The organism is Pontibacter sp. 13R65 (assembly GCF_047525655.1).
Lineage (GTDB): Bacteria > Bacteroidota > Bacteroidia > Cytophagales > Hymenobacteraceae > Pontibacter.
Genome location: NZ_JBLIQL010000008.1, coordinates 192,953 through 217,037, shown reverse-complemented (window position 1 = coordinate 217,037; position 24,085 = coordinate 192,953). Strand labels below are relative to the sequence as shown.

General features: G+C 45.2%; 17 protein-coding genes. 12 read left to right on the top strand and 5 right to left on the bottom strand.

The window, feature by feature from the left end:
• Positions 1 to 135 precede the first annotated feature (135 nt).
• On the bottom strand, positions 136 to 1,185 hold the full coding sequence (gene lpxK / locus ACMA1I_RS12310) for a tetraacyldisaccharide 4'-kinase (RefSeq protein WP_337068643.1): 1,050 nt from the start codon (positions 1,183 to 1,185) through the stop codon (positions 136 to 138).
• Between the two features lie 70 nt (positions 1,186 to 1,255).
• Here lpxK and ACMA1I_RS12305 point away from each other — a divergent pair, with 70 nt between their 5' ends.
• The 3 genes from ACMA1I_RS12305 to ACMA1I_RS12295 all read left to right on the top strand — a co-directional run bounded on the left by ACMA1I_RS12305 (position 1,256) and on the right by ACMA1I_RS12295 (position 4,641).
• Positions 1,256 to 2,356: a Nif3-like dinuclear metal center hexameric protein gene (locus ACMA1I_RS12305; RefSeq protein ID WP_337068642.1), complete on the top strand. Its 1,101-nt coding sequence runs from the start codon at positions 1,256 to 1,258 to the stop codon at positions 2,354 to 2,356.
• A gap of 3 nt (positions 2,357 to 2,359) precedes the next feature.
• On the top strand, positions 2,360 to 3,091 hold the full coding sequence (locus ACMA1I_RS12300; protein WP_337068641.1) for a zinc ribbon domain-containing protein: 732 nt from the start codon (positions 2,360 to 2,362) through the stop codon (positions 3,089 to 3,091).
• A 254-nt stretch (positions 3,092 to 3,345) separates the two neighbouring features.
• Positions 3,346 to 4,641, top strand: coding sequence for an anthranilate synthase component I family protein (locus ACMA1I_RS12295; RefSeq protein WP_337068640.1), 1,296 nt, complete (start codon positions 3,346 to 3,348; stop codon positions 4,639 to 4,641).
• A gap of 179 nt (positions 4,642 to 4,820) precedes the next feature.
• Here ACMA1I_RS12295 and ACMA1I_RS12290 read toward each other — a convergent pair whose 3' ends face one another.
• On the bottom strand, positions 4,821 to 5,321 hold the full coding sequence (locus ACMA1I_RS12290) for a DUF2062 domain-containing protein (protein WP_337068639.1): 501 nt from the start codon (positions 5,319 to 5,321) through the stop codon (positions 4,821 to 4,823).
• 358 nt (positions 5,322 to 5,679) lie between these two features.
• On the opposite strand from ACMA1I_RS12290, the gene ACMA1I_RS12285 reads away from it, so the two are divergent.
• From ACMA1I_RS12285 to ACMA1I_RS12275, 3 genes are all read left to right on the top strand, one after another.
• On the top strand, positions 5,680 to 8,037 hold the full coding sequence (locus ACMA1I_RS12285; RefSeq protein ID WP_337068638.1) for a TonB-dependent receptor: 2,358 nt from the start codon (positions 5,680 to 5,682) through the stop codon (positions 8,035 to 8,037).
• Positions 8,038 to 8,105: 68 nt separating this feature from the next.
• Positions 8,106 to 8,450: a hypothetical protein gene (locus ACMA1I_RS12280; RefSeq protein ID WP_337068637.1), complete on the top strand. Its 345-nt coding sequence runs from the start codon at positions 8,106 to 8,108 to the stop codon at positions 8,448 to 8,450.
• A 460-nt stretch (positions 8,451 to 8,910) separates the two neighbouring features.
• Positions 8,911 to 11,703 carry a TonB-dependent receptor gene (locus tag ACMA1I_RS12275; RefSeq protein WP_337068636.1) on the top strand — a complete coding sequence of 931 codons (2,793 nt, stop codon included), beginning with the start codon at positions 8,911 to 8,913 and terminating at the stop codon, positions 11,701 to 11,703.
• 86 nt (positions 11,704 to 11,789) lie between these two features.
• Here the strand turns inward: ACMA1I_RS12275 and ACMA1I_RS12270 are convergent, their stop codons facing one another.
• Complete coding sequence (locus ACMA1I_RS12270) at positions 11,790 to 12,902, bottom strand: AI-2E family transporter (RefSeq protein ID WP_337068635.1); 1,113 nt, start codon at positions 12,900 to 12,902, stop codon at positions 11,790 to 11,792.
• A gap of 126 nt (positions 12,903 to 13,028) precedes the next feature.
• Between ACMA1I_RS12270 and ACMA1I_RS12265 the strand changes: the two genes are divergently transcribed.
• From ACMA1I_RS12265 to ACMA1I_RS12255, 3 genes are all read left to right on the top strand, one after another.
• Positions 13,029 to 14,408 (top strand): DEAD/DEAH box helicase, encoded by a 1,380-nt coding sequence (locus ACMA1I_RS12265; protein ID WP_337068634.1) that lies wholly within the window; start codon positions 13,029 to 13,031, stop codon positions 14,406 to 14,408.
• A gap of 286 nt (positions 14,409 to 14,694) precedes the next feature.
• Complete coding sequence (gene rmuC / locus ACMA1I_RS12260) at positions 14,695 to 16,023, top strand: DNA recombination protein RmuC (protein WP_337068633.1); 1,329 nt, start codon at positions 14,695 to 14,697, stop codon at positions 16,021 to 16,023.
• Positions 16,024 to 16,684: 661 nt separating this feature from the next.
• Positions 16,685 to 17,641: a bestrophin family protein gene (locus ACMA1I_RS12255; protein ID WP_337068632.1), complete on the top strand. Its 957-nt coding sequence runs from the start codon at positions 16,685 to 16,687 to the stop codon at positions 17,639 to 17,641.
• A 164-nt stretch (positions 17,642 to 17,805) separates the two neighbouring features.
• On the opposite strand, the gene ACMA1I_RS12250 is transcribed toward ACMA1I_RS12255, so the two are convergent.
• The gene (locus tag ACMA1I_RS12250; protein WP_337068631.1) at positions 17,806 to 19,032 is read right to left on the bottom strand and encodes an erythromycin esterase family protein; all 1,227 of its coding nucleotides are present in this window, start codon (positions 19,030 to 19,032) and stop codon (positions 17,806 to 17,808) included.
• A gap of 394 nt (positions 19,033 to 19,426) precedes the next feature.
• Here ACMA1I_RS12250 and ACMA1I_RS12245 point away from each other — a divergent pair, with 394 nt between their 5' ends.
• The 3 genes from ACMA1I_RS12245 to ACMA1I_RS12235 all read left to right on the top strand — a co-directional run bounded on the left by ACMA1I_RS12245 (position 19,427) and on the right by ACMA1I_RS12235 (position 22,885).
• Positions 19,427 to 19,993, top strand: a complete 567-nt coding sequence (locus ACMA1I_RS12245) for a hypothetical protein (protein WP_337068629.1) — start codon at positions 19,427 to 19,429, stop codon at positions 19,991 to 19,993.
• 297 nt (positions 19,994 to 20,290) lie between these two features.
• Positions 20,291 to 22,234 (top strand): AAA domain-containing protein, encoded by a 1,944-nt coding sequence (locus ACMA1I_RS12240; RefSeq protein WP_337068628.1) that lies wholly within the window; start codon positions 20,291 to 20,293, stop codon positions 22,232 to 22,234.
• Positions 22,235 to 22,372: 138 nt separating this feature from the next.
• Positions 22,373 to 22,885, top strand: a complete 513-nt coding sequence (locus tag ACMA1I_RS12235) for an FKBP-type peptidyl-prolyl cis-trans isomerase (protein WP_337068627.1) — start codon at positions 22,373 to 22,375, stop codon at positions 22,883 to 22,885.
• Positions 22,886 to 23,079: 194 nt separating this feature from the next.
• On the opposite strand, the gene ACMA1I_RS12230 is transcribed toward ACMA1I_RS12235, so the two are convergent.
• The gene (locus ACMA1I_RS12230) at positions 23,080 to 24,003 is read right to left on the bottom strand and encodes a universal stress protein (RefSeq protein ID WP_337068626.1); all 924 of its coding nucleotides are present in this window, start codon (positions 24,001 to 24,003) and stop codon (positions 23,080 to 23,082) included.
• Positions 24,004 to 24,085: the final 82 nt, after the last annotated feature.

The window sequence follows — 24,085 nt, the reverse complement described above, 5'->3', positions numbered from 1 at the left end:
TTAAGGCAATTATTCAAATAAAAAAGACCTTCCAGAGCCGGTTAGAGGTTTTGAGTGCCTGTAACTAATTCCAATATTCAGAGACAATTGTAGGTAATAAACTTAATATTATGTAGCTCCTGCGCTGCCAGTTGCTTACTTTAGTCTGCTCTGTACGTGTTGAACTACCAGCTTATCAAATGCTTCTTTTTCATTTAAAAACTCCACTTCTATGGGCAAATAGAACAGAGGCATAGCCTTTGTAAGGACGCTTAGCTCCGGTGAAGTCAGTTTTACGGCATCTTTCCGAGTTGTTAGCAGGCTGCTGCCCCTGTTTATTGGTTGCTGTAGAATCTCCTGCATCCGTTCCACCTCCTGCCGCGTGTAATGGTGGTGGTCCGGAAACGCCAGGTGCTGCCGTATAGTATACCCCTGATCTTTAAGAAAGGCAACTAAAGGCGCTGCATTGGCAATACCAGTCAGCAAAATGATCTCTTTCTTCAAGGCAGTCGAATTGCCTATACTTATAGCCTCTCCATAACGATAACCTGTGAAAAATATTGGCGTTTGCTCGTGCGTGTACTTTCTAATAAGTAGCCTTATCTGTTCCTGTGCCTCCAGGCTCAGATGAGCGGGGCATTTGCTAACTAGAACAGCATCGGCTCGTTTTGCTCCTATCCGTGGCTCACGTAGCAGACCGGTGGGCATTACATAATCGTGGTAAAACGGACGCGTGAAATCTGTTATGAGCAGGTTTAGCGAAGGTTTTACCGGCCGATGTTGCATAGCATCGTCTAAGAGAATAACCTCCGGCTTGGGTCCTTGCTCCAGCAGCTGTTTAATGCCTACTACCCTGTCTTCGCAAACAGCCACTGTAACCCGCTTAAAATCCTGGTAATATTGAAAAGGCTCATCTCCTATGGTGGCTGCGGAAGCCTGGCCATCCGCAAGCACAAAACCTTTGGTACTGCGTTTATAGCCTCTGCTGAGCGTGGCGACCCTATAGGAGCGTAATAGCCGCAGCAGGTATTCTACATGAGGTGTTTTGCCTGTTCCCCCCACCGTCAGGTTTCCTACTGCAATTACCGGCAGTTCAAACTCCTGCGCGTGCAACACCTGTTGGTCGTACAAGCTGTTGCGCACAGCCATAATGCGACCGTATAAGAAGGAGAAAGGCAGAAGGAGCTGTTTCAGTTTTTTTACCATCGTATTTTATCGGTAGCAAAAATAAACTAATTTTAACGTACCTACGCTAAAGATTCAGAAAACACTTTTTATGGCAACTATTGCTGAGGTAATTCAAGTTTTGGAAAAGCTGGCTCCCCCCACCTATCAGGAAAGTTACGACAATTCGGGCCTGCAAACCGGAGACCGGCACGAGAAAGTAACAGGAGTGTTGGTCACATTAGATTGTACAGAAGCAGTTTTGGACGAAGCTCTTGAGAAAGGATGCAACCTGGTGGTGGCACACCATCCGGTGATTTTTAAAGGCCTGAAGCAGCTAACGGGGCGTAACTATGTAGAACGCACCATCATAAAGGCTATCCAGCACAATATTGCAATATACGCCTGCCATACCAATCTCGATAATGTGCACACGGGCGTCAATCAGAAAATAGCGCAAAAGCTTGAACTCCAGAATTGTAAAATACTGGTAAACAAGCCGCAGACACTTATGCAACTGGTTACGTTCTGCCCTCCAGAGAACACCGCAGAGGTACTGCAGGCCATGCACCAGGCGGGAGCCGGGCAAATTGGCGACTACCGGAACTGCAGCTTTCAGGTGCAGGGCACGGGGCAGTTTTTACCTACAGGCAATGCAGCACCGGCCATAGGCGAAGTTGGTACACTGGAGAAGGTGCCGGAAGATCGGCTTGAGGTTCTCTTTCCAGCTCATCTGCAACATGCTGTGCTGGCTGCGCTGCGGCAGGCGCACCCCTACGAAGAGGTAGCCCATTACCTTACCTCGCTCGAGAACCTGAACCAGGAAGTAGGAATAGGCATGATCGGCGATTTGCCGCAGGCACTGGCGGAGAAAGATTTTTTGGCCTGGCTAAAAGAGAAAATGGATTTGCAGGGACTCCGCTACACAACTGTAGGAGATAAGAAAATCAAGAAAGTAGCCGTTTGTGGTGGAGCAGGCAGTTTTCTGCTTAAAGATGCAATGAGGCAGCGGGCAGATGCGCTGGTGACAGGCGACTTTAAATACCACGAGTTTTTTGATGCCGAAGGGAGGATCATGATTGCCGACATCGGCCATTATGAAAGCGAAGTATATACAAAGGAGATATTTTATGATACACTTTCAAAAAACTTTGCTACTTTTGCAGTCTATTTATCAATTGTCAACACTAACCCTGTCAGATACACTTTTTAATACATGGAAAGTACGGTAGCCAGCAAATTAGAGGCACTTTTAAAGCTTCAAAGCATAGATTCACAGCTCGACGAGATCAGACGCGTAAGAGGTGATTTACCAGAAGAGGTTCAGGACCTGGAAGACGAGATCGAAGGCTATGAGGTAAGGGTTCGGAAGTTTGATGACGAAGTTGCTGGCTTAAACGAGTCTATTGGTATCCGCAGACAGTCTATCAAAGACGCGGAAAGCCTTATCCGCAAATATGAGGACCAGCAGACGAACGTACGTAACAACCGCGAATACGACGCCATCACCAAAGAAATTGAACTACAGAAGCTGGAAATTCAAATAGCTGAGAAAAAGATCAAAGAAGCTTATTACCAGATTGAGCAGAAGAACAGCGAAATAACCGGTACCAAAGACCGCCTGGAAGAACGACGTAAAGACCTGATCAACAAGAAAGAAGAACTTAATCAGATTGTTTCTGAAAGCGAAGAAGAAGAAAACAAGCTGGAGCAGGATCGTGAAGTAGCTTCTACTAACATCGAAGATCGTTTATTGAGCGCTTACACGCGTATCCGCAAAAATGTACGTAACGGTTTAGCTGTGGTAACAGTAAAAAGAGATGCCTGTGGTGGTTGCTTTAACACAGTGCCTCCGCAACGCCAAGCAGACATTGCCGCTCAGAAAAAAGTAATAGTATGTGAGCATTGCGGCCGAATTCTGGCTGGTGTAGAGCAACGTATTTACTAGTAAACCTGAAGCACGAGTTGCTTGAACATACTAAAAAGGATGGCTAACCCCATCCTTTTTTTGTTTGGCAATAGTATGGACTATAACTGGTATGTCATTTACAATTATTCTAATGAAATTGCTCTTCCAGAGGCTAAAACGAGGTATAGTCTTTTATACCTCGTTTTAGCGGCATTATTGCCGTAAACCTCAGCCATTTTTAGGGCCAAGGAATGAAATTTATACTAGGTGAAGAAAAAAATCATTAGTTGCGCATGATTACCACAGAAATTTCAGCCACAGCACTTCCTGTCTCCTTAGAAGACTTCAGGCTAAAAGCGCTTGCATGGGCGGGGCAATTTCCTTTGGTTGCCTATTACAACTCAAACCAGATATCTTACCCATACCAAGGTTTCGAACATTTTCTGGCTGTTTCTTCCGGTGCAGTAGTTCCACTGGTGCAAGAACAGCTATTTGAAAGCATGCGGGAGCAGCTAGGCAGGCAGCAGAACATGTGGTGCGGCTACTTATCCTATGATCTCAAAAACCAGGTAGAGGACCTGCAAAGTCAGAACGATGATGAACTGGACTTTCCTCTGGCACTATTATTTGAGCCAGAAGTTAGAATTACCTTTAACCACGGCAGCATAACTATTTATACAATTGATTCTTACCAGGAACAGATAATAACTGCAATTGCTGCATTTTCCACTCCGACCCCTGCTTTGTCCCGGCCTATTCTAATGGAGCAGAAAGTTGCTCCGGAAGCATACATGGCCAATGTGGAGCGGATTAGGCAGCATATTTTGGAAGGCGATGTTTACGAGTTAAACTATTGCATGGAATTTTTTGCACGGCAGATTCAGGTAGATCCATTGCCTTTGTTTCTTTCCCTAAACCTAAAATCACCCACTCCTTTTGCTGGATTTTTAAAATACCACCACAAGTACCTGTTATGCGCATCACCGGAGCGTTTCCTGAAAAGGACAGGTAGTAAACTTATTTCACAACCCATTAAAGGCACGATCCGGCGCGGTAGGACGCCAGAAGAAGATGCTTTGCTTCAAGAGCAGCTGCGCCACGATGAAAAAGAGCTTGCCGAAAATATGATGATCATGGACCTCGTCCGGAACGATTTGCGAAAATCCTGTGCTACAGGCACCGTTAAAGTAGAGGAGATGTTCGGCATTTACGGATTTCGGCAGGTATCACAAATGATTACGACTGTTACAGGTGAGCTTCGGGCGGAATGCGACTTAGTGGATGCTTTAAAAGGAGCTTTTCCGATGGGCAGCATGACCGGAGCTCCAAAAATTAAAGCCATGGAAATAATTGAGCAGCTGGAATCTACAAAACGAGGGCTTTTCTCAGGAGCATTCGGCTACATAACCCCTAGCCACGACTGCGATTTTAATGTAGTCATCAGAAGCTTACAATACAACGCCAGCACCGGTTACTTATCTTTAATGGTCGGTAGTGCCATCACCTACGACTCCGATCCGCAACGCGAATACGAAGAATGTCTTTTAAAAGCAAAAGCGATGCTGCAGGTGCTAAGTGCCGTACTTTAGTGATGTGTTTACATATCATTATAGAGGGCGTTTGAGCCCATAACCTCCCGTTTTATTATTGTAAAAGAGTTGAAGTAATAAAGCGGGTCTTACTCTTGTTGGGGAACATTACTGAATCCAGATTTCTCTAATAGAAAACGTCTTCCAAAAGTATTTGCAGCTCTTGGTGCTGCTCCTCGTTAGATCTTATCTGTTTTTAGAATATTAGTGGCGGGGATAAACCTTCTGAAAATTGGGAGCATCACAAAATAAATTACAGCCCCAATTGGAACAGCCAGAATTGCCCAGGCCACCACTGCTACCAGGTTTACCTGCCAAAGCATATGCAAAGCTTCCAGCCAATCGGCTTTAAACATGGCAATTATTTCCTCAAGTGAAAACCGCAGATTTTCCAGTTTAAGCAAGGCGATGCCTAAGCGGGCAAACGGAATGAATAGCAGCAATTGTAATGGTTGCATTAGGTAACTTATTAAAACAGCTGCAGCAATATTTAGCCGTAGCCTGGCAGCGGCTACCGTTACCAAAACTGTTGTTGTACCGAAAGCCGGTATAATTCCAAATATAGCACCTACTGCACAAGTTAATGCCAACTTGTGAGGTGTTATGCCTTGCCAAAGGAGGTTGAGGAGTGGCAGCGTGATGCGACGCCTAAAAAAACCAGGATTGTTTGTGCCCGTCACTTGAGTAATTTATATCAGGAAGACCCTCTAAAGAGAAAAATAGTTGCTACCAGCTAAAATAAATTTAGTCAACAGCCTTTATACACCGTTAGCCCCAAAGTAACCCGTGAGCCTCCTCTACTTTTGTTGCAGCGCCGAAATAATTGACCTGTATAGATAAAGGAAGAGCAAAGTTAAATTCATCCTATAGTTATAACTGATTATTTGAGTTATTGGCTGCGCAATTAGTAATCCAGTGTCTTGATGTTGTGCTGTTTACCGATTAAGCTATGCCGATAAAATTATTTAAAGAACCTTTAAACTTACATGATTTTTTCTGGTCTAACATATAATATATACAATATTATATGCCGCCTTCATGAAGAACCTGCTGCTTCTCCTCTCCTTCTTTTGTGTTAGTATAGTACAGGCAAAGGCACAGCATGTAACCGTACAAGGTGTGGTGTATAGCAAAACAACTGACGAAAGCCTTCCTGGAGCTAGTATCGTGTTGCTCCGTTTGCCAGACTCCATCCGAACCGTAACCATTACAGACAAAGAGGGTGCATTCTGGTTTGGGATAGTGGCACCTGGGAATTATTCCTTGCTCATTAACTACATCGGTTTTAAGCCTTTTGCTAAACAGCTGCAGGTACAGCAACGAAACTTGGACCTGGGGCTATTGCAGTTAGAAGACGAGGCTACTACCATGAAGCAGGTAGAGGTTATAGGGCAGATACCCTTAGGAGAACAGATGGGAGATACTACTGAATTTAACGCAGCCGCCTTTAAAGTAGCCTCCGATGCCAGTGCAGAAGACCTGGTAACCAAGCTGCCAGGCGTTACCATAGTAGATGGCAAAATTCAGGCGCAGGGCGAAGATGTAAGACAGGTACTAGTGGATGGCAAAAGATTTTTTGGTGAAGACGCGGACGCTGCCCTTCGTAATCTGCCAGCTGAAGTCATTGATAAAATTCAGATTTTCGATAAGAAAAGCGATCAGGCCGAGTTCAGCGGATTTGATGATGGAAAAAGAGCCAAAACCATTAACATTGTTACCAAACCTAACCGCCGCCAAGGTCAGTTCGGAAAAGTGGCAGCTGGGTTTGGAACTGAAGAGCGTTTTATGGCTGGTGCCAGTGTTAACGTGTTTAAAGGCGACAGAAGATTTACCGTAACTGGTATTTCGAACAACATGAACATGCAGGATTTCTCAGCCGCAGAGGCTCCTGGTGGCGGCATGCGCGGCAGAAGAGGCCAGCGCGGATCAAGTGCAGGTGGCAGTGGCGGCGATTCGGCAGGCATATCCAGCATCCATAATCTCCGGCTCAACTACAACGACATGTGGGGCGAAAAAATAGAAGCCAGTGGCACTTACTCTTACAGTCACAACCGGAACACCAATAACACCAATCGGTTCCGGGACTACATCAATACTTCCTTCCTGAACCAGGAAACATATGATAATAGCTACAACACCAGTACCAATGAGAGCCATCAGTTTAACTTTCGGCTCGAGTATAAAATGAATGAACGAAATAGGTTATTTATTAATCCAAGCTTCACCCTTCACAACTTCAATGCCTTATCCAGGTCTGCTGGCGTGTCGCTTTACGATACCTTGTTTGCAGAGGCCACAGCGTATGAAGAAGCTGTTTATAATCAGACGGAGCTGAATCGCTCGTACACGCAGAACAACTCAGAAAGTGGCAGTTATAGTTTTAACAATAATATTAACTACAGTCATCGATTCCTAAAACCGGGGAGTACGCTTACGGCCAGCCTCAGCACAAGCTACAGCCTGAACGATGGCACTACTTTTAGCCTGAATGATGTGGTGGATGTGGAGCGCCCGGACCAGAACAAAAACCTTGACCAGCAGATCCTGACCGACAGAACAAATTTATCGTGGCGGACGAATCTAGCCTTTGCGGAGCCGGTGGGGCAAAAAGGCCGGATGCAACTGGAGTATCAGTTCAGCAACCGCACCGATGACTCCGAGCGCCTTACCTTTAACTTGGCGGAACAAACTGGGCTATACGATTTTTTCAGCCCTTATTATAGCAACTCCTCTGTTAGCGACTACCTTACACAAGAAGCCAAAAGCAGTTATCAATACAACTCCGATAAAGTGCGTGTGCAGCTGGAGAGCCAATACCAAGTGGCGAATCTGCAGAATGAGCACCTCTACCCTTCCCCCTACCAAATGAATACTACCTTCCATAGGGTATTGCCGAGCGCTCACCTGGAATACAAGTTTACAAAAACAAAGAATCTCCAGCTCGATTACCGCACCAACACCAATGCCCCCTATATTACCCAGTTGCAGGACGTGCTGGACAATACCAATCCTCTGCGGTTCCGGATTGGGAATCCTAACCTCGTGCAGTCTTACCAGCATAACCTGAATTTACGCTTTCGCACATTTAATTCAGAAACAAATCGGGTTTTCTCTGCTTTTGTATCCAGTAGCCTTGTAAACAATTTTATTACCAATAGTACACCAGATGCCACACCGGCTGATGTATCAGAAGGCGTAGAAATATTGCGCGGTGCCCAGATCATCAGGCCAGTAAATCTGAACGGCAACTGGAACGCCAGAAGTTTTTTCAGTTACGGCCAACCTATTCGCGCTTTAAAAACCAATGTGAACCTTACCGGCGGGGTCGGCTATACCAGAACCCCAGGCCTGATCAACAGGGAACTTAATTTTCTAACACGACCAACTACCGCTTAGGGACCACCTTCAGCAGTAACATCAGCGAAAAAGTTGATTATAGCCTTTCCACAAGCGGCAGCTACAATGTGGTAACTAATTCCGTAGCATCCAGAGCAGGAGCCAAAAACAAATTCTTTAACCAATCTACGCAGCTCCGGGCTCAATTTGCCTTCTGGAAAGGCTTTGTGTACCGCTCCGAACTGGCACACCAGTTAAATGCAGGTTTATCGTCGGGTTACAACACCCGCTTTACCCTCTGGAATATGAGTCTGAGCAAAAAAATGCTAAGGAACCAGCACGGAGAATTAAGCCTGAGCGTAAATAATGTGCTTGGAGAAAACCTGAGTATTCAGCGGAACATCAACACCAACTATATCGAAGATGTGCAGTCTACGGTGTTGCAGCGGTTCTTTATGATGACCTTTTCTTAAAATATCCGCAAATTTGGAGGAGCCGGAGCAGCAAACCACGAACGCGGCGAAAGAAATGATTTCCGGCATGATGCTCCGGCGGGCGGTGGCTCCAGGGGCAGTCGTAGTCGTGAGTCCTTTTAGCAATTAATTTAATCTTCTGAAACAGGCGTAGAGGGCTGTGCCTCTGTGAAGAAGTTTGTCTGGTTAAGGTTCGCAGTTCGTTTTTTAATTCTGCTAATGAAAAGAGCCTTCCGGAGGTAAAATTACCCTTGCAGCAGCATGAACCTGCAAGGGCATTTATCAAATCAATTTCTACCTGTCTTCTAAAATTTACACTTTTAAAGAACTATAAAGCTTTTACCATCAGCTTCTTGCTGATAAGCTATTATGCTAATGTAAATTAATTTTTGTGAGGCACTAAACTTTCGAGTTTGCATGATGTCCAACATAGCAATAAGGCGATACAGTTATCAAAAGAATGAAAAAAACACTTCTACTCCTGATTTTACTAATCAGCGTGACGCAGACTTTTGCGCAGACGAAAACATTTACAGTGTCTGGCACTGTAAAAAGTCAGCAAGACAACTTTACTTTACCTGGAGCCAGTGTAGTGCTGACCCGCTCTACCGACTCCGCTAAAGTCGGGGCCGCTACCAATGCAGATGGTAATTTTACCATAGAAAATGTAGCACCCGGAGAATATACCCTCTCTATTAATTATGTTGGTTTTAAAGCCTTTAATCGTGCTGTGCGGGTACAGAATGCCAATGTTAATTTGGGCCAGCTGGGACTGGAAGACGAAGCCATAACCACCCGCGAAGTGGAAGTTGTAGGCAGAGTGCCGCTGGGTGAGCAGAAAGGCGACACCACCGCCTTTAATGCCAGAGCTTTCAAAACTGCTCCAGATGCCAGTGTAGAAGACCTGGTTACCAAAATGCCTGGTATAACCATTCAGGATGGCGTAATTCAGGCGCAGGGCGAAGAGGTAAAGCAAATCATGATTGATGGCAAGCGCTATGGTGGCAGCGATGTAAGCTCAGCATTGCGTAACCTGCCTTCTGATATGATCGAAAGTGTGGAAGTATATGACCGCCAAAGCGACCAGGCTGCCTTTAGTGGTTTTGAAGACGGCAACCGAGAGAAAACTCTCAACTTTGTAACCCGAAAAGACCGTCGCAAAGGGCAGTCAGGAAAAATATCGGCTGGTTACGGTACCGACGACCGTTACATGGTGGGTGCCGCATTAAACTTCTTCGACAACGACCGCAAGATTACACTGATGGGCTTAACCAACAACATCAATATGTTCGACTTTTCTATAGGCGAAACTCCTGGTGGTGGCATGCGTGGCCGTAGAGGAGGTTGGGGCGGCGGTTCTCCTAACGGCATTATTTCTACCAACACAATTGGCTTTAACTACAACGACATGTGGGGTAAGAAAATGGAGGTCAGCAGCAGCTATAACTTTTCATCCAGAGATGTGTTTAACAGGCAGGTACGGTCGAGGTATTATACCGCCGGTATAGACGAAGGTGATAGGCTGCAGGAAAACACCTTGAACAATAACCGAGAAGATGCGCACCGGTTCAACTTCCGACTTCAGTACAACATAAATGAAAACAACAGGTTACTCGTCACACCAAATGTAACCTTGCAGCAGAATAACTCTTTCGTTGACCGTGTATCGCAGCTTTACAACAGCGAAGGGGCGCTTCGAACAGTTTCCAATAACTCCAATACATCAGAAAACACAAATCTGAATTTCAGCAACAACATCCTGTACTCTCACCGGTTTGGCAAGCCAGGTCGAGTGTTTACCACTAACATAAATACCAGTTACAACTACACAGATGGCGAAAATTTTCTGATAGAGAACACTACAAATAACGAAGATCCATCCCGCAACGCCAGCCGCAACCAGTTCAACGATTTGTATAGAGACAATTTCTCCTGGTCCGGCAGCGCTTCGCTCTCGGAACGTGTAGGTGAGAAAGCGCTGGTGCAGATGGAGTACACCATTGGCAACCAACGCAACGATTCCGACAGAAAAACTTTTGATTTAGATCCTGAATCCGAACTGCATAATCAATTAAACGTGCCGCTCAGCAGCACGTTTAAGAGCGACTATATTTCGCAAAGCATTGGCCCGAGCTACCAGTACAGAACCGATAAGACCAGGCTACAAGTAAACGCTAAATACCAATATGCTACTCTTGAAAGCAACACTGTTTATCCGGAAGTTTTTAGCATCAAACGTAATTTTTCCAACGTCTTGCCTTCGGCGGAATTAGAGTATAAAATCTCCCCTTCCCGCAGCCTGAACATTAATCTCCGTACCGGAACCAATGTGCCTTCGGCCGAGCAGCTACAGGAAGTGCTGGATATATCGAACCCCTTGCAGGTAAGTATAGGTAACGCCAATCTGGATCAGGATTATCAGAACCGCTTGTTTGTGCGCTACAGAAACTTTAACCCAGAAACAAACAAAGTATTTTTTATAGGTTTGTTTGGTACCGCAACACAAAATTACATTGCCAATAGTGTGTATACCACTCCACCAGCAGAACTGGTAGAAGGCTACGAGCTACAGCCAGGCGCCCGCCTTATTCGTCGTGAGAACATGGATGGTTTCTGGAATGTTCGCACTTTCTTTAATTATGGTCAGCCCATTAACCTGTTAAGCTCCAACATTAACCTAAGAGGTTCTGTAGGCTATAACAGAACTCCTGGCCTGATTGATAATGAAGTGAACTTCGCAAACCGTACTGATTTTGGTGTGGGTGTAAACCTGAGCAGTAACATAAGCGAGAACCTCGATTTCAATATTTCAACCAACACAAACTACAATATTGTTAAAAACACGCTGGCTTCTTCTGCACGCAATAACAATAACTTTTTCACGCAGTACTCCAACATGCGCCTGAGCTGGATTTTCTGGCAAGGATTAGTGTACCGCACCGAACTTACCCACCAATACAATTCAGGTGCAACGGCAGGTGCCAGCAACAACTTTACCCTTTGGAACATGAGCCTAGGCAAGAAATTCCTGAAAGACAATAAAGGAGAGATCAGCTTGAGCGTAAACGATGTTCTTAACCAAAACGATAGCTTCCAGAACAACATCACAGAATCTTATGCAGAAGACGTGCGGTCTACGGTGCTACGCCGCTTCTTTATGCTGACCTTTACCTACAACATCCGTAGTTATGCCGGCGCACAATCTCCAGAATCAAATCCTGGTCGCGGCAACGGTGGACCGGGCCGGTTCTAAGTAGTAATTGATTTAAAACAGCAAGAGGCAAAGCAGTATACCCGCTTTGCCTCTTGCTGTTTAATTACAAAAGCAGCGGCGGTAATTTATTTGTCCTTCTTTCCTATTCCAAACAGTTTCTTCACCTTTTCTAAATTAAATGCATGTTCTTCGGTGCCATCAGTGCCAAGTAAATATGAATAAGGAGATAGCCTGTCGGAGTTGTCGCAGAATATTTTAAACATGCCTAGCAGCGGCACCGCTACAAACATGCCGGGTAATCCCCACATCATGCCACCTATAATAATGCTCACTATCGTAAACAGCGGATTTATTTTTACCCGGCTGCCCGTAATGTTAGGCGTAAGTATATTATTTTCGGTGAACTGCACCACCAGAAAAAGTAACAGCACAGCAAGCGATTTCTGCAAATCGCCCTGCACCATCAGCGTGTAAAGCAGCGGAATAGCCCCACCTATGAGTGTTCCGAAATAAGGAATAAAATTCATCAGCGCAGAAATGATTCCGAGCAAAATGGCATACTCTACCCCAATGAGGAGCAATCCGGTAGAGTTGATAACGCAAAGGATCAGGATAACGATAACTACACCACCCATATAGCGCTTGGTGACAAGGGCAATCTCATCTATAATGCGCTGCGTTCTGCTGTGCGTATAGGGGGGAGTAAGACGGAGAATAAAGTTCTCGAATTTATTCCGGTAATAAAGTATCAGGAAAATATATACCGGCATAAGACCAAACTTTGTAACGGTTCCGGTTATGGCCAGCAGCACCCCCGTCAGCACGCCACCGCTAAATTCCAGCGCCCCCGATACCTGCTTACGAAGCCAGTGTTCATTGCTTTCATTTTCGTCTCCAAATTTTCGGTCCAGGGCATGCTGCAGCTTGTCCAGGTTTTCCAGCGCCTTTTCCTGCAGGGCCGGGAAATCATCGAGGAACATGGCCAGTTGCTTGTACAGCAGCACCATTACAAAGGCCAGCAGGGCCATAGCTACTAGTATGGTTAACAGGGTCGCAATTATTCGCGGCACTCTCCATTTCTCCAGCCACTTCACTACCGGGTACAACAGGTAGGCAAACAGAATGGCCATAAAAATAGGATATAAAAATTCCCTTGCCTCTACCAGTACATATACCAGCATGATGAGGAAGAGCAACCCATAAGTCATTTTTTTAAGCTGAACGTAACTTTTTCCCATACTCTCCTTACTGATTAAGCTTTAAAAAGATATTCTTTTTACGATATATGCTTCTACAGGTGATGCGAACGAAGATTCCAAACCCTGATAATTATACTTACCTTTGTTGCCAACGTAGTTACATACATGTCTTCTTTCAACGAATTAAATTTAAAACCCGCTTTGCTGCAACGCCTGCAGGAGTTAACCTTTCATACCCCTACTCCTATTCAGCAGGAAGCCATTCCGGTGCTGCTCCAAGGCCAGGATGTGGCGGGGCAGGCTGAAACCGGCAGTGGCAAAACCGCTGCCTATGGTTTGCCCATTCTGCAAAACATAGATACTGACCTGCAACAGGTGCAGGCGCTGGTAGTGGTGCCTACTCGCGAACTGGCAGTGCAGGTGCGACAGGAACTTAAAAACCTGGCGCAGCAGCTCACAAATCTCAAAGTAAGTGCCTTTTATGGCGGTCATGCCTTCTCGCAGGAAAGAGCTTCTCTGGCATTTCCGCCGCAGGTGCTGGTGGGTACACCCGGCCGCCTCACCGACCACCTCAGCCGCCGCACCTTAGACCTGGGCCATCTGAAACAAATTGTGCTGGATGAAGCCGATAAGCTGCTAGAAATGGGCTTTGAAGAAGAATTGGACCAGATACTGGACGTGTTGCCTGCTAAGCGGCAAACAGTGCTATTTTCGGCTACAATGCCAGATAAGGTAAAAGAGCTTATTTCGAATTCGCTTAAAAACCCCAAATTTATAAAAGCTACTACCACTGCTATTCCCGACCAGCTGCACCTGGTGGGTTTAAAGGTTGAGCAAAACGAGAAAAAGGAGGCGCTGGCGGCCTTGTTGCTAAGCAAAGACCCCACCGGTACTGTGGTTTTTGCCAATACCCGCGCCACCACCGATGCACTTACCTCCTTCCTACAGGAAAAAGGGCTTACGGCAAAGGCCTTGCATGGCGGTATGGAGCAGATAGACCGCGACCGCACCATGACGCTTTTCCGGAATGGCAGCACCACTATTTTAGTAGCTACCGATCTGGCTGCCAGGGGCCTCGACATAGACGCCCTAACCACCATCGTGCATTTTGAGTTACCTGACGACGAAGCAGCTTACCTCCACCGTAGTGGCCGCACAGGCAGAGCCGGGAAGAGTGGCACCGTATACACGCTTTCTTCTAAGCGTGACGAACAGAAGCTCCGCGACTGGGGACACGTGCGCATGGATGAATGGCTAAAGCTGGCGGATCTGCAGATAAATGAAACGAAAGCCATGCCAGAAGCAGCTGCTTTTGCCACCCTCCATATAAACGCAGGCCGAAAAGATAAGCTTAGTCCGCGCGACATTGTGGGGGCTCTAATTGCCGAAGCAGGCCTGGCGGCAGCGGCTATAGGTAAAATAGAAGTACAGGACCGGCAAAGTTTTGTAGCTGTGCCTGCTGCCCAAAGTAAAGCAATTGCCACTAAACTGGGCGAAGGCAAAATTAAGGGCCGGAAATTTAGAGTAACGCTGGTGCAAGATTAATGGCTAATTATTGTTTGTTGGGAATTCAAAACCTGGTATACTGTACTCAAGGCTTGAGGACTGCTCCAATTTCAATCAAGTCTTTTGTTTTGGTTCCTGTTTTCGTTGTCTTATAATTCGGAAATCTACCATATCCATTTACAGAAAGTTCCGGCTCAATAAATAAGAGTCCAAATGTTCCCTTTCACTAGTCCCAGCAATCAATAATAAGCAAACATTAACCATCCGATGAACTAAAAAAGTTAGCATTTAGCTAAAAATACTAAAAAACTGTACCTTTACCGCTATGGAGATCATAATTGGTATTGCGGCTTTTTTAGGAGGATTGGTAGTGGCCTTTCTGGTGCAGCGGGGCAGGCAGAGTCAGTTGCAGGAGGCTGCTAATCAGGCACAGGTAAAGATGGGGGTGCTGGAGGGGCAGGCAAAAATACAGCTTGCCGAAAGTGAGAACCTGAAGTTACAACTGCGGGAGGCTCAGACCGAAACGCTGGAGCTCACCAATGCCCTTACCAAAACTGAAACTGATTATGAGCACCTGCAACGCCGCTTACAGGAGCAGGCAAAGGAACTGGAGCTACTCCGGGAAAAGTTTCTGCAACAGTTCCAGAGCATTTCGAATCAGGTGCTCATGAGCAACGCCGACCACTTTAACAAAGCCTCTTCTGATAACCTGGAACGCATTTTATCGCCCTTAAAAGAGCGCATTAAAGAATTCGAAGCAAAGGTTGATTTAACTTATGAAAAGACCTTTCGGGAAAGTGTGTCACTAAAAGAGCAGATAACTCAACTAGCCACACTGAACCAGCAAATGAGCCAGGATGCTCTGAACCTGACAAAAGCTCTGAAAGGGGAAAGTAAGACCCAGGGCAACTGGGGAGAATATCTGCTCGAAAGTCTGTTGGAAAAATCCGGGTTACGGAAGGGCATCCATTTTGAGCGGGAAGAGGTGCGCCAGAACGAAGAAAATAAAATTTACAGACCCGATGTAATCATTCGTCTCCCGGAAGGAAAGCACCTGGTAATAGACTCAAAAATGTCGCTGGTAGCTTATGAGGCCTACTGCAGCTGCGAAGACGATCACCAGTTAGAGCTTTACCTGCGCAGTCACATCAACTCCATCCGGACACACTTTACCGATCTGAGCCGTAAAAATTATCACCGGCTTAACGGTATCAATTCCCCTGACTTCGTGATGATGTACATTCCGCTGGAGCCGGCATTTAACCTGGCATTGCAGCACGACCACGACCTTTTTACAGACGCTTTCGATAAGAATATTGTACTTGTAACCACCTCTACTTTACTCGCCACGCTCCGCACGGTGGCAGGTGTTTGGCGACAGGAAGACCAGAAACGCAACGTACTCCGCATAGCAGAGGAAAGCGGTAAGCTCTACGACAAGTTTGTTGGTTTTGTAGACGACCTTAAAACCATAGGCAAGCACCTCGAAAATAGCCAGAGCTCCTACAGTGCGGCTATGAATAAACTTACTGAAGGCAAAGGCAACCTGATCCGCAGAGTCGAAATTTTAAGAGAACTCGGCGCGAAAACAAGTAAGACCTTAGACGAAAACCTGTTGCAGGAGGCAAAGTCTTTGGAAAGTCATGAAGATTAAAGCTTGTTAAAAGAATTGCTGTGCAATTGGCATGTGCTTGACTAAGTTGTTTTCTGACAGCTATACATTCATCCTTCGCCAAATGGCTGGCTCTGACATCTTAAAAGCAAAAAAAACTCCTGGATCAATTTTTCTAATGAAAACGGTCTTCCAGAGCCTTAGCTAGCTTTTCTGAAGTAAGGGTTGGGCGGGGTATATTTTAGGCTTCTTGAGCACTTCAACCTATGCACCACTTCGAATGTTGTTCAGAGACTTTCCGTCTTCTTCTTTTCAGCTTCTTACCTTAAAAGTTGTTGGCGCCTTTGCTGGTACATTTTTTTCAAAACAGCAAAAACACCAGCCTATATTCTTCGCTTCTATACGTCATCCCATCTTTGTGTCTTTTTTCACCACGAGCATTAGTTGCCAGTGCTGGCAGAGCTTGTCTAGATCAAGGTGATAAGCGGAGGGTAAATATGATATGAGTAGAATGGCTGATATAACTTTTCTAATTCGATCAAATTTTCGATTTTCTTGAATGAATATTAATTAGCCAAAAAACTGCTCCACTGCGCTTTTTTACAACTTATATTTTAAATAAACCGACTTCAGTTAAAACAAGCTCCTAACCAAATTGTTAATTTTTAGTAATACCAGAGAATATTTCTTTTAGAGCACCTTTATGATTGTAAATAGGAACCTAAAGTGGCACATGATTTTCCATTACACTTGGAAGAGCATGCTCTACTATATTATATTGTCTGTAGTAGTTTTTTTACTGCACGATCATTTTCAAATAATGCACCTGCATCTCCCATTTAACACCATTTCTGCCCTTAGCACGGCGCTGGCCATTTTCCTTGGTTTCAAAAACAATAATGCTTACGACAGGTGGTGGGAAGGCAGAAAAATATGGGGCTTGCTTGTGAACTATAGCAGAGCCTGGACCCGGCAACTCATTAACATGATTCTTCCCACAGCTCCAAGCGAGGCCTCGGAAGTAAAAGCCTTTCAAAAACGGATGGTGTACCGGCACATTGCTTTTGTTCATGCTTTGCGCGTCTTTTTAAGACGGACCCACGGCTACAACGAAACCAGGCAAAGTGAGATTTACCAGGAAGAAAATGATTACGCCGACACCAAGAGCTTTTTATCTGAAAGAGAATTTCAACTATTCTGCCACAAGAACAACCCCCCAAACTATCTGCTGGAACTACAGGGTGAGGATTTGCGCCGGGCTTTTGAGAGAGGTTGGGTGTCTGATTTTCGTTTTGTGAAGATGGAGGAAACACTGGTGGAATTTAATAACATTCAGGGACGAAGCGAACGCATTAAGAATACTCCCTTTCCGAGGCAGTACAGTTTCTTCTCGAGAGTCTTTGTGTTTATACATGCCTCACTACTGCCATTCGTCTTTATTGAGGAACTTGGTTGGGTGAGTATGCCCATTTCAGTTATCATCTCATTTGTATTCCTGTGCCTCGACCTGGTTGGAGAGCGTTCAGAAGACCCTTTTGAGAATCGCTTGGAAGATGTTCCACTCACCGATATCAGTCTTACCATCGAAACCAACGTGAAAGAGCAATGGGGGGATAAAGATTTTCCGAAGAAAAAGAACGTGGAAGGCGTGGTTCTGTAGGCAGGAATATATTAAATAGAAAGACCTTGGTGCCCTTAAATTAAAAGGTTAAATCAAGTTATATAACCTTTTAGTTTAAGGGCGAATAAATGCTTCGGAAGTTACTTTTTATTAGAATAATAGGCAATAGCACCATTAGCCGTTATTGTAGGCTAAGACAGATGCTAATGCTTTACCTCATACAAAGACCTAACATTATTAATCAAAATAATAGCATCAAAGTCCTCTTTGGTTTTAAAAGAGGCTGTTTTCTCAGATACGTCATAGCTATGAAGTTTGTAGGAGTTAGGAAAATTAACTGGAAGGGAATTTTCTAGGCGTGGTCCGGTAATATTAAACAAGAGCACCCCCTCTGAAGCTGGATTAGTAAGATTCCTTATGAATTTTGATTCTTTATTTTCAGTTACATTAACGGTAGTGCCAGAATTTTTCATTACAAAAACGCTTCCGCCTACAAAATCTAAGGCAACAGAAGCGTATTGCTCTCCATACTCCTGTTTTAAATGATGCCCCATCGGAACCTGTAACATACTCTTGCCGCCACTTCTTATATGGCCATTGTGCGCCCAAACAAATATTGTTTTCCCATTGGGTATTAAATTACGTTCAATAAAAGCTACATTCTCCGCTAAAAACTTATCTCTTATTTTCGCAAAAGCGAATGGTCCTGCAGCATCAAAATCCTTCGATTGTTTGAGTACATTTAACAAAATTTCACAGGTTTTGTTCTCCTTGTATGCTAAAAGATCGGTATCCCTTAGCTTTTTGAGTGGACCTTCTACATGCGCTATATAAGCGTTCAGTAAAGTGTCCTTTTTAGAATTTCCTGCTTTTAGCAAAGCATCCATTTGAGGAAAAGCGGCGGCACCTCCTTTGCTGACACAGGAATTTAAGTACTCGTAGGCGTTTTTTTTGCTTCCCTGAACATCCATGCCATAAAACTGTACCGGAGCTGCACTGTTTTCAGGTTTTAGATTGTATTCTCTTAACCACTCTACTAGGTCTTTTACAGGTGGAGGCTTGCCTATTCCATTCATCAAGTCCTTTATATTTCCTTGTCCGGTCGTAACAAATTCATTTATTTTCAGGCCTTGCACAAAAGGGACTTCAAGAATAACAGCGCTGCAAAGTTTATGGCTGACCATATATTTAATGAGCTCGGTATTAATGTAATAGAAGTCCCAGGTTCCATGAGAAGATTCACCAAAACCAGCAACTCGTTTGCCTTGAATTAATTCTGCTACAGGCTGATAATTAATAGCATCATGCTGCTTGTGATTTTCATAGCGCCCGCTTAACTCCTTTACATAGACCTGGTTCTGAGCCCTGGAAGTAAATACAAACATTGTCAGAATGGCCACCCATACATACCTCCATATACTTACATTCATCGTGTTATTTAACTTAAAGAAGCGTTAGAAATACTTTTTGTCCTCTCATTAATACCTAACCTAAAATTAACAATGCAGCCGGAGCAGTGGCATTATTACCGGTAGCAGAAAATGCTAAGGATGCATAATAACTTTCTTAGGTCCCCTTAAGTTAAAACATATATATTAAAAATGCTATTGCTTTACCTCTGTTTACGCTACAATGTTTGGTTTACGATAAATTTGGATTACTCTTTATCTTAATAAGCGAAGTGAAATACAAGCTGTTCTACTAGCTGTGGAATGGGCTTAGCCATTCCTTTTTGTGCCTCGGTTTAGAGGGAGAGAAAAAAATGATGGCTGATTCGATCTCGTTAACCATATTTGTATCTTGATTGGTACAAATTGGAAAGGGATGAAGAAGAAAATATTAGCCGTGTTAGTTGTATGCATGTGCTTTACAGGTGTTAAGGCCCAACAGGATGCGAGGCTAGCCAGTTTAATGGAAGAGCGCGAGCAATTGGTAATGGAGTATCAGTTTTATAATCAGCAGAACAGCAACTTCTGGGGTAAAAAATCCAAGGCTGACCTGATGCATATAATTGAGACACTCAAAAAAATCATTAATAAAGACTCCGAACTTATTGGGGCAGTAAAAGCCGCCAGTATTAAAAAAGTAGCTGAAAACACTGTAGAGATTCAACGTAGCGGCAAGCAAGTGCAGGTAGATCAGCGCCAGATAAATGATCGCATTGCAGGCTTGCAAAGCCAGATTAATACACTGGAGAGTCAGCTCAAAAAGCGGGAACGCAGCCTTCAGGATTTGCAGACCGAACTCGCAGCCTCAGATGAGAAGCGCTATGGAAAAGATAAGGTGATAGCCATACTGGCCGTTGCCGCTTTTATAATTTTCTTGTACGCGGTGTTGTTGCAAATAAGGCTGGGGAAAGCTACTACCAAAAGTAAAAAGAAGAGCCGGTAAGCCAGCAGAAATATTTAGCCCTCGAACATATACCAGTTCTGCTTACAGCAGTATCGGTATTTTCTATGGGGGGCTACCCATTTTCAGAGCGCTATAGGCTCCGGAAGGCCCATTTTATTAGAATAATTACAAGAATTAAATTTTTGCCGTACAAGTTGAATCTGAAAATCTAAATTTCAGCTACTTAGGGAGCAAAAGCAGTTGAATTTATGTTATAACATTTGCTACTACAGTATAAGTTAAATTTTGGTTAAAGCGAGGGCTGGCCTTTATCTCCAGCCTTCCTTTTTGATATACATGACAGAAAAAATCTTACAAGAACTGAAGCAGGTTCAGGAACTACTCAAAATTGAGCAGGAGGAAGACCGTCAGCAGTTTAAGGCTAAAAGCCTGAAAAGCTCTATCTCTGAGCGAAAAGCAATGGGCTTTTGCTGGTACCCAGTGGTTATTTCTAAAGAAGAAATTGGCTTTGGCAATAAAGTAGTGCTGGAGCTGGAGCGAACCTCCGGCCGCGACCAATTACACCTGTTTCAGACAGGAAAAGCAGCAGCTTTGTTTTCGAACCATGGTGAGCGCACCACTTTGTCGGGGGTTATTGTAGGCCTGCGCCGCAATAAAGTATTGCTGGCAACGAACAAAGAAGACCTTCCTGATTGGATAGACGACGGAAAGCTAGGCATCGACCTGACCTTCGATGAAATGAGTTACCGTGAAATGGAGATTGCCATGCGCAAAGTGATGGAGGCCGAAGGCAACCGACTGGCGGAGCTGCGCGACATCCTGCTGGGTGAAAAACCGGCTGCTTTTACATTGGACCCTGTGGCCGAAATTCCGGTGCTGAACAAATCGCAGAACGAGGCCGTCCGTAAAATTGCACAGGCAAAAGATGTAGCTATCATACACGGACCTCCCGGAACCGGCAAAACCACTACCCTGGTACAGGCAATTCTGCAAACATTGCAGACACAGCGAAGGCTGCTCGTAACGGCTCCCTCTAACACAGCAGTAGACCTGCTGACAGAGAAGCTGGCCAACGAAGGCGTTAACGTAATCCGGATCGGGAACCCGTCCCGCGTTTCGGATGTGCTGCTGGAGCACACACTCGACGCGCAGGTAATGAGCCACAAGGCCTACAAAGATTTAAAGGAGTTCCGGAAAGCGGCAGAAGAGTATAAGCGCATGGCTTACCAGTTTAAGCGCAAGTTTGGACATGAGGAGCGGGCACAGCGGCAACTCTACAAATACGAAAGCCAGCGCATGCTGGAGCAGGCTGACCAGGTGGAGCATTATATTACCGAAGACCTCCTCGACAATGTGCAGGTAATTACATGTACCTTGGTGGGCTCAGCCAATAAAGCCATTCGCCACCTTAGCTACGACACTGTATTTATAGATGAGGCAGCGCAGGCCCTGGAGCCTGCCTGCTGGATTCCGGTTTCGCGGGCCAATCGGGTAGTATTGGCTGGCGACCATTGCCAGCTCCCTCCTACCGTTAAATCGTTTGAGGCGGAGAAAGGTGGCCTTAGCCGTACCTTATTCGAGAAATGCATAGAGCGGCAGCCGGAAGTTTCGGTTATGCTTAAAACCCAATACCGTATGCACCACCACATCATGCAGTTCTCGAACCAGCAGTTTTACAAAGGGGAGCTGGAGGCGCATGAGAGCGTGCGGGAGTCGGACCTGCACCAGTACGACCCGCACTTTCCGGCTGGTCTGGCTGTGGAGTTTATAGATACCGCAGGTTGTGGCTATAACGAGTCTGACATGGCAGAGACACAAAGCTCGGCTAACCCGGAAGAAGCTGACCTGTTGCTCAACCACCTGCAGCTTACGCTCAAAGATTATGCTCCCGCCGAAGAGGCTGTTCCATTGCGAATTGGCGTTATAGCCCCTTATCGTGCGCAAATAAATTACCTGGAAGACCGGGTGGAGCACATGCCGCTGCTGCATGAGCTGCGCAGCAAGCGCCAGTTGTCGGTAGGTACCGTAGACAGTTTTCAGGGGCAGGAGCGCGACATTATTTACATGAGCATGGTGCGCAGCAACGACAAAGGCGAGATAGGATTTTTGAGCGATATACGCCGCATGAATGTAGGCATGACACGAGCAAAAAAGAAACTGGTGATTGTAGGCGACAGCGCCACCCTCACCCAGCATCCTTTTTTTGAGGCTTTTATTCAGTATGCCGAATCTATTAACGCCTATAAGAGTGCGTGGGAACTAAATGAATGCCTGCCTTAAACGGATCAGGATAAATCTCGTAAGCAAACACAAAAGTCCGGTTAAAAGGACGCTGAAACTCAATTTATAGCTTTAAAGCTATGCTTACTCCATTATAGTTTCTACCTTTCGGGTGTCTTACAAAAAAACCAGTAATCTATGAAAATCGAAAAAGACAAAGTGGTATCGCTCACATACGAGCTTCGTATTAAAGATGAAAACGGCGAGCAGACATTAATTGAAACAGCAACAAAGGAGCAGCCGATGGTCTTTTTGTTTGGCGCGAGTGGCTTGCCAGAGCAGTTCGAGGATAACCTGGATGGCCTGAGCTCCGGAGATGCCTTTAGCTTTTCGCTGGATGCGGAAGATGGCTATGGCGACTTCGACCCGAATGCCATGGTTGATTTGCCGAAATCAGTTTTTGAAATAGAAGGCAGTATACCAGATAATATGCTGGAAGAAGGAAACTTTATTCCAATGGCCGATAACGAAGGCAACCAGCTGCAAGGCCGTGTTATTAAAGTGGAAGAAGAAACCGTAACCATGGACTTTAACCACCCACTGGCAGGCAAAGAATTGTTCTTCGAAGGCAAAGTAGAAGAAGTACGCGAAGCCACCAGCGAAGAAATTGACCATGGTCATGTGCATGGCGAAGGTGGTCATCATCACTAAGCAATAATGTATTGCCCTGGCCGGGCCCTTAAGCTACCTTTGCATAAAATAGCTCCGGAAGAGGCTTTTCATTAGAATAATTGAAAACTTACCTGGCTACTGGAATGATAGATTCTTCAGCAATGCCAGAGTTAAACAAAAAAGGAGTGGCTCTGCAGCCACTCCTTTTTTGTTTAATCTTTATTTTACAGTTTTTAGGCATCTAGTAAGGCATCCAGGAAGCCCACCTCTTCATTCTCATCGCGGAACACGAGTAGTGGAATATTGTCATCATACCGAAGAATTTTCTCGGTCACACTGCCAACAATAAACAACGCGGCAGTCGATTTTCCTTTTGCCCCGATTACAAGTAAATCTGCTTTCGACCGTTTGGCTTCCAGCACAATCACCTCTCCCAGGTCATCGTTGTATTCCTGCTTCACCAACCGGAGACTGGCACGGTCCTGTAGCTCCGGAAACTTCTGAAGTACCTGTTCAAACTTCTCATTGGCAAAGCCCTGCATCCGAATATCAAACGACTTATAGCTCTCGCCCAGGGTAATGTAGCCAGAGGGAACCTCGTATACATGCAGGCACTCAATGGCCATGCTAGGCCTGTTAATGGCGGAGTGCAGCATACGGTCCAGGGCCATCAAAGAGTATTCTGAAAAGTCGGTGGCAACCACAGCTTTAGAGAGTTTCGGCTCGTTATTTTCAGGTACAAAAAGCACGCTTACTTTACCGGTGCGCAACAGTTTCTGAGGCAGTACACCGCTTCCTCGCAGGTGCAACTTACGCCCTACAAGCAACAGGTTCACCTGCTCCCTCTTCGAGAGTTTCAGCATCTCTTTCACAGGGCCGCCTTCCATTACCTGCACCTCCACTTCTAAACCCGGCAACTCCCGGAAATAAGTCATTACCTTTTCCTGAATGAGAGTCCGGATAGAGGATTCTGTTGGCACCACCTCCCGCTCCATGCCTTCCATGAGTTCAGCCGGTATTTCGAGACTTTTTTCAGTATGAATAAAAATTACTTTTTCAATAGTGGATTGGGTGCTGATAAAGGCAGCGTACCGGATAAGGGTGTCATCCATATCGGTGAGATCCAGGGCTACCATTATGCGTTTTAAAATATACATAGTATCAAGTTTTATTTGTGGTTGTGGTTGAACAATTGGTACTGATACAGGCCCATTTGGTTGGCTGGCCTCTGAGCCCAAT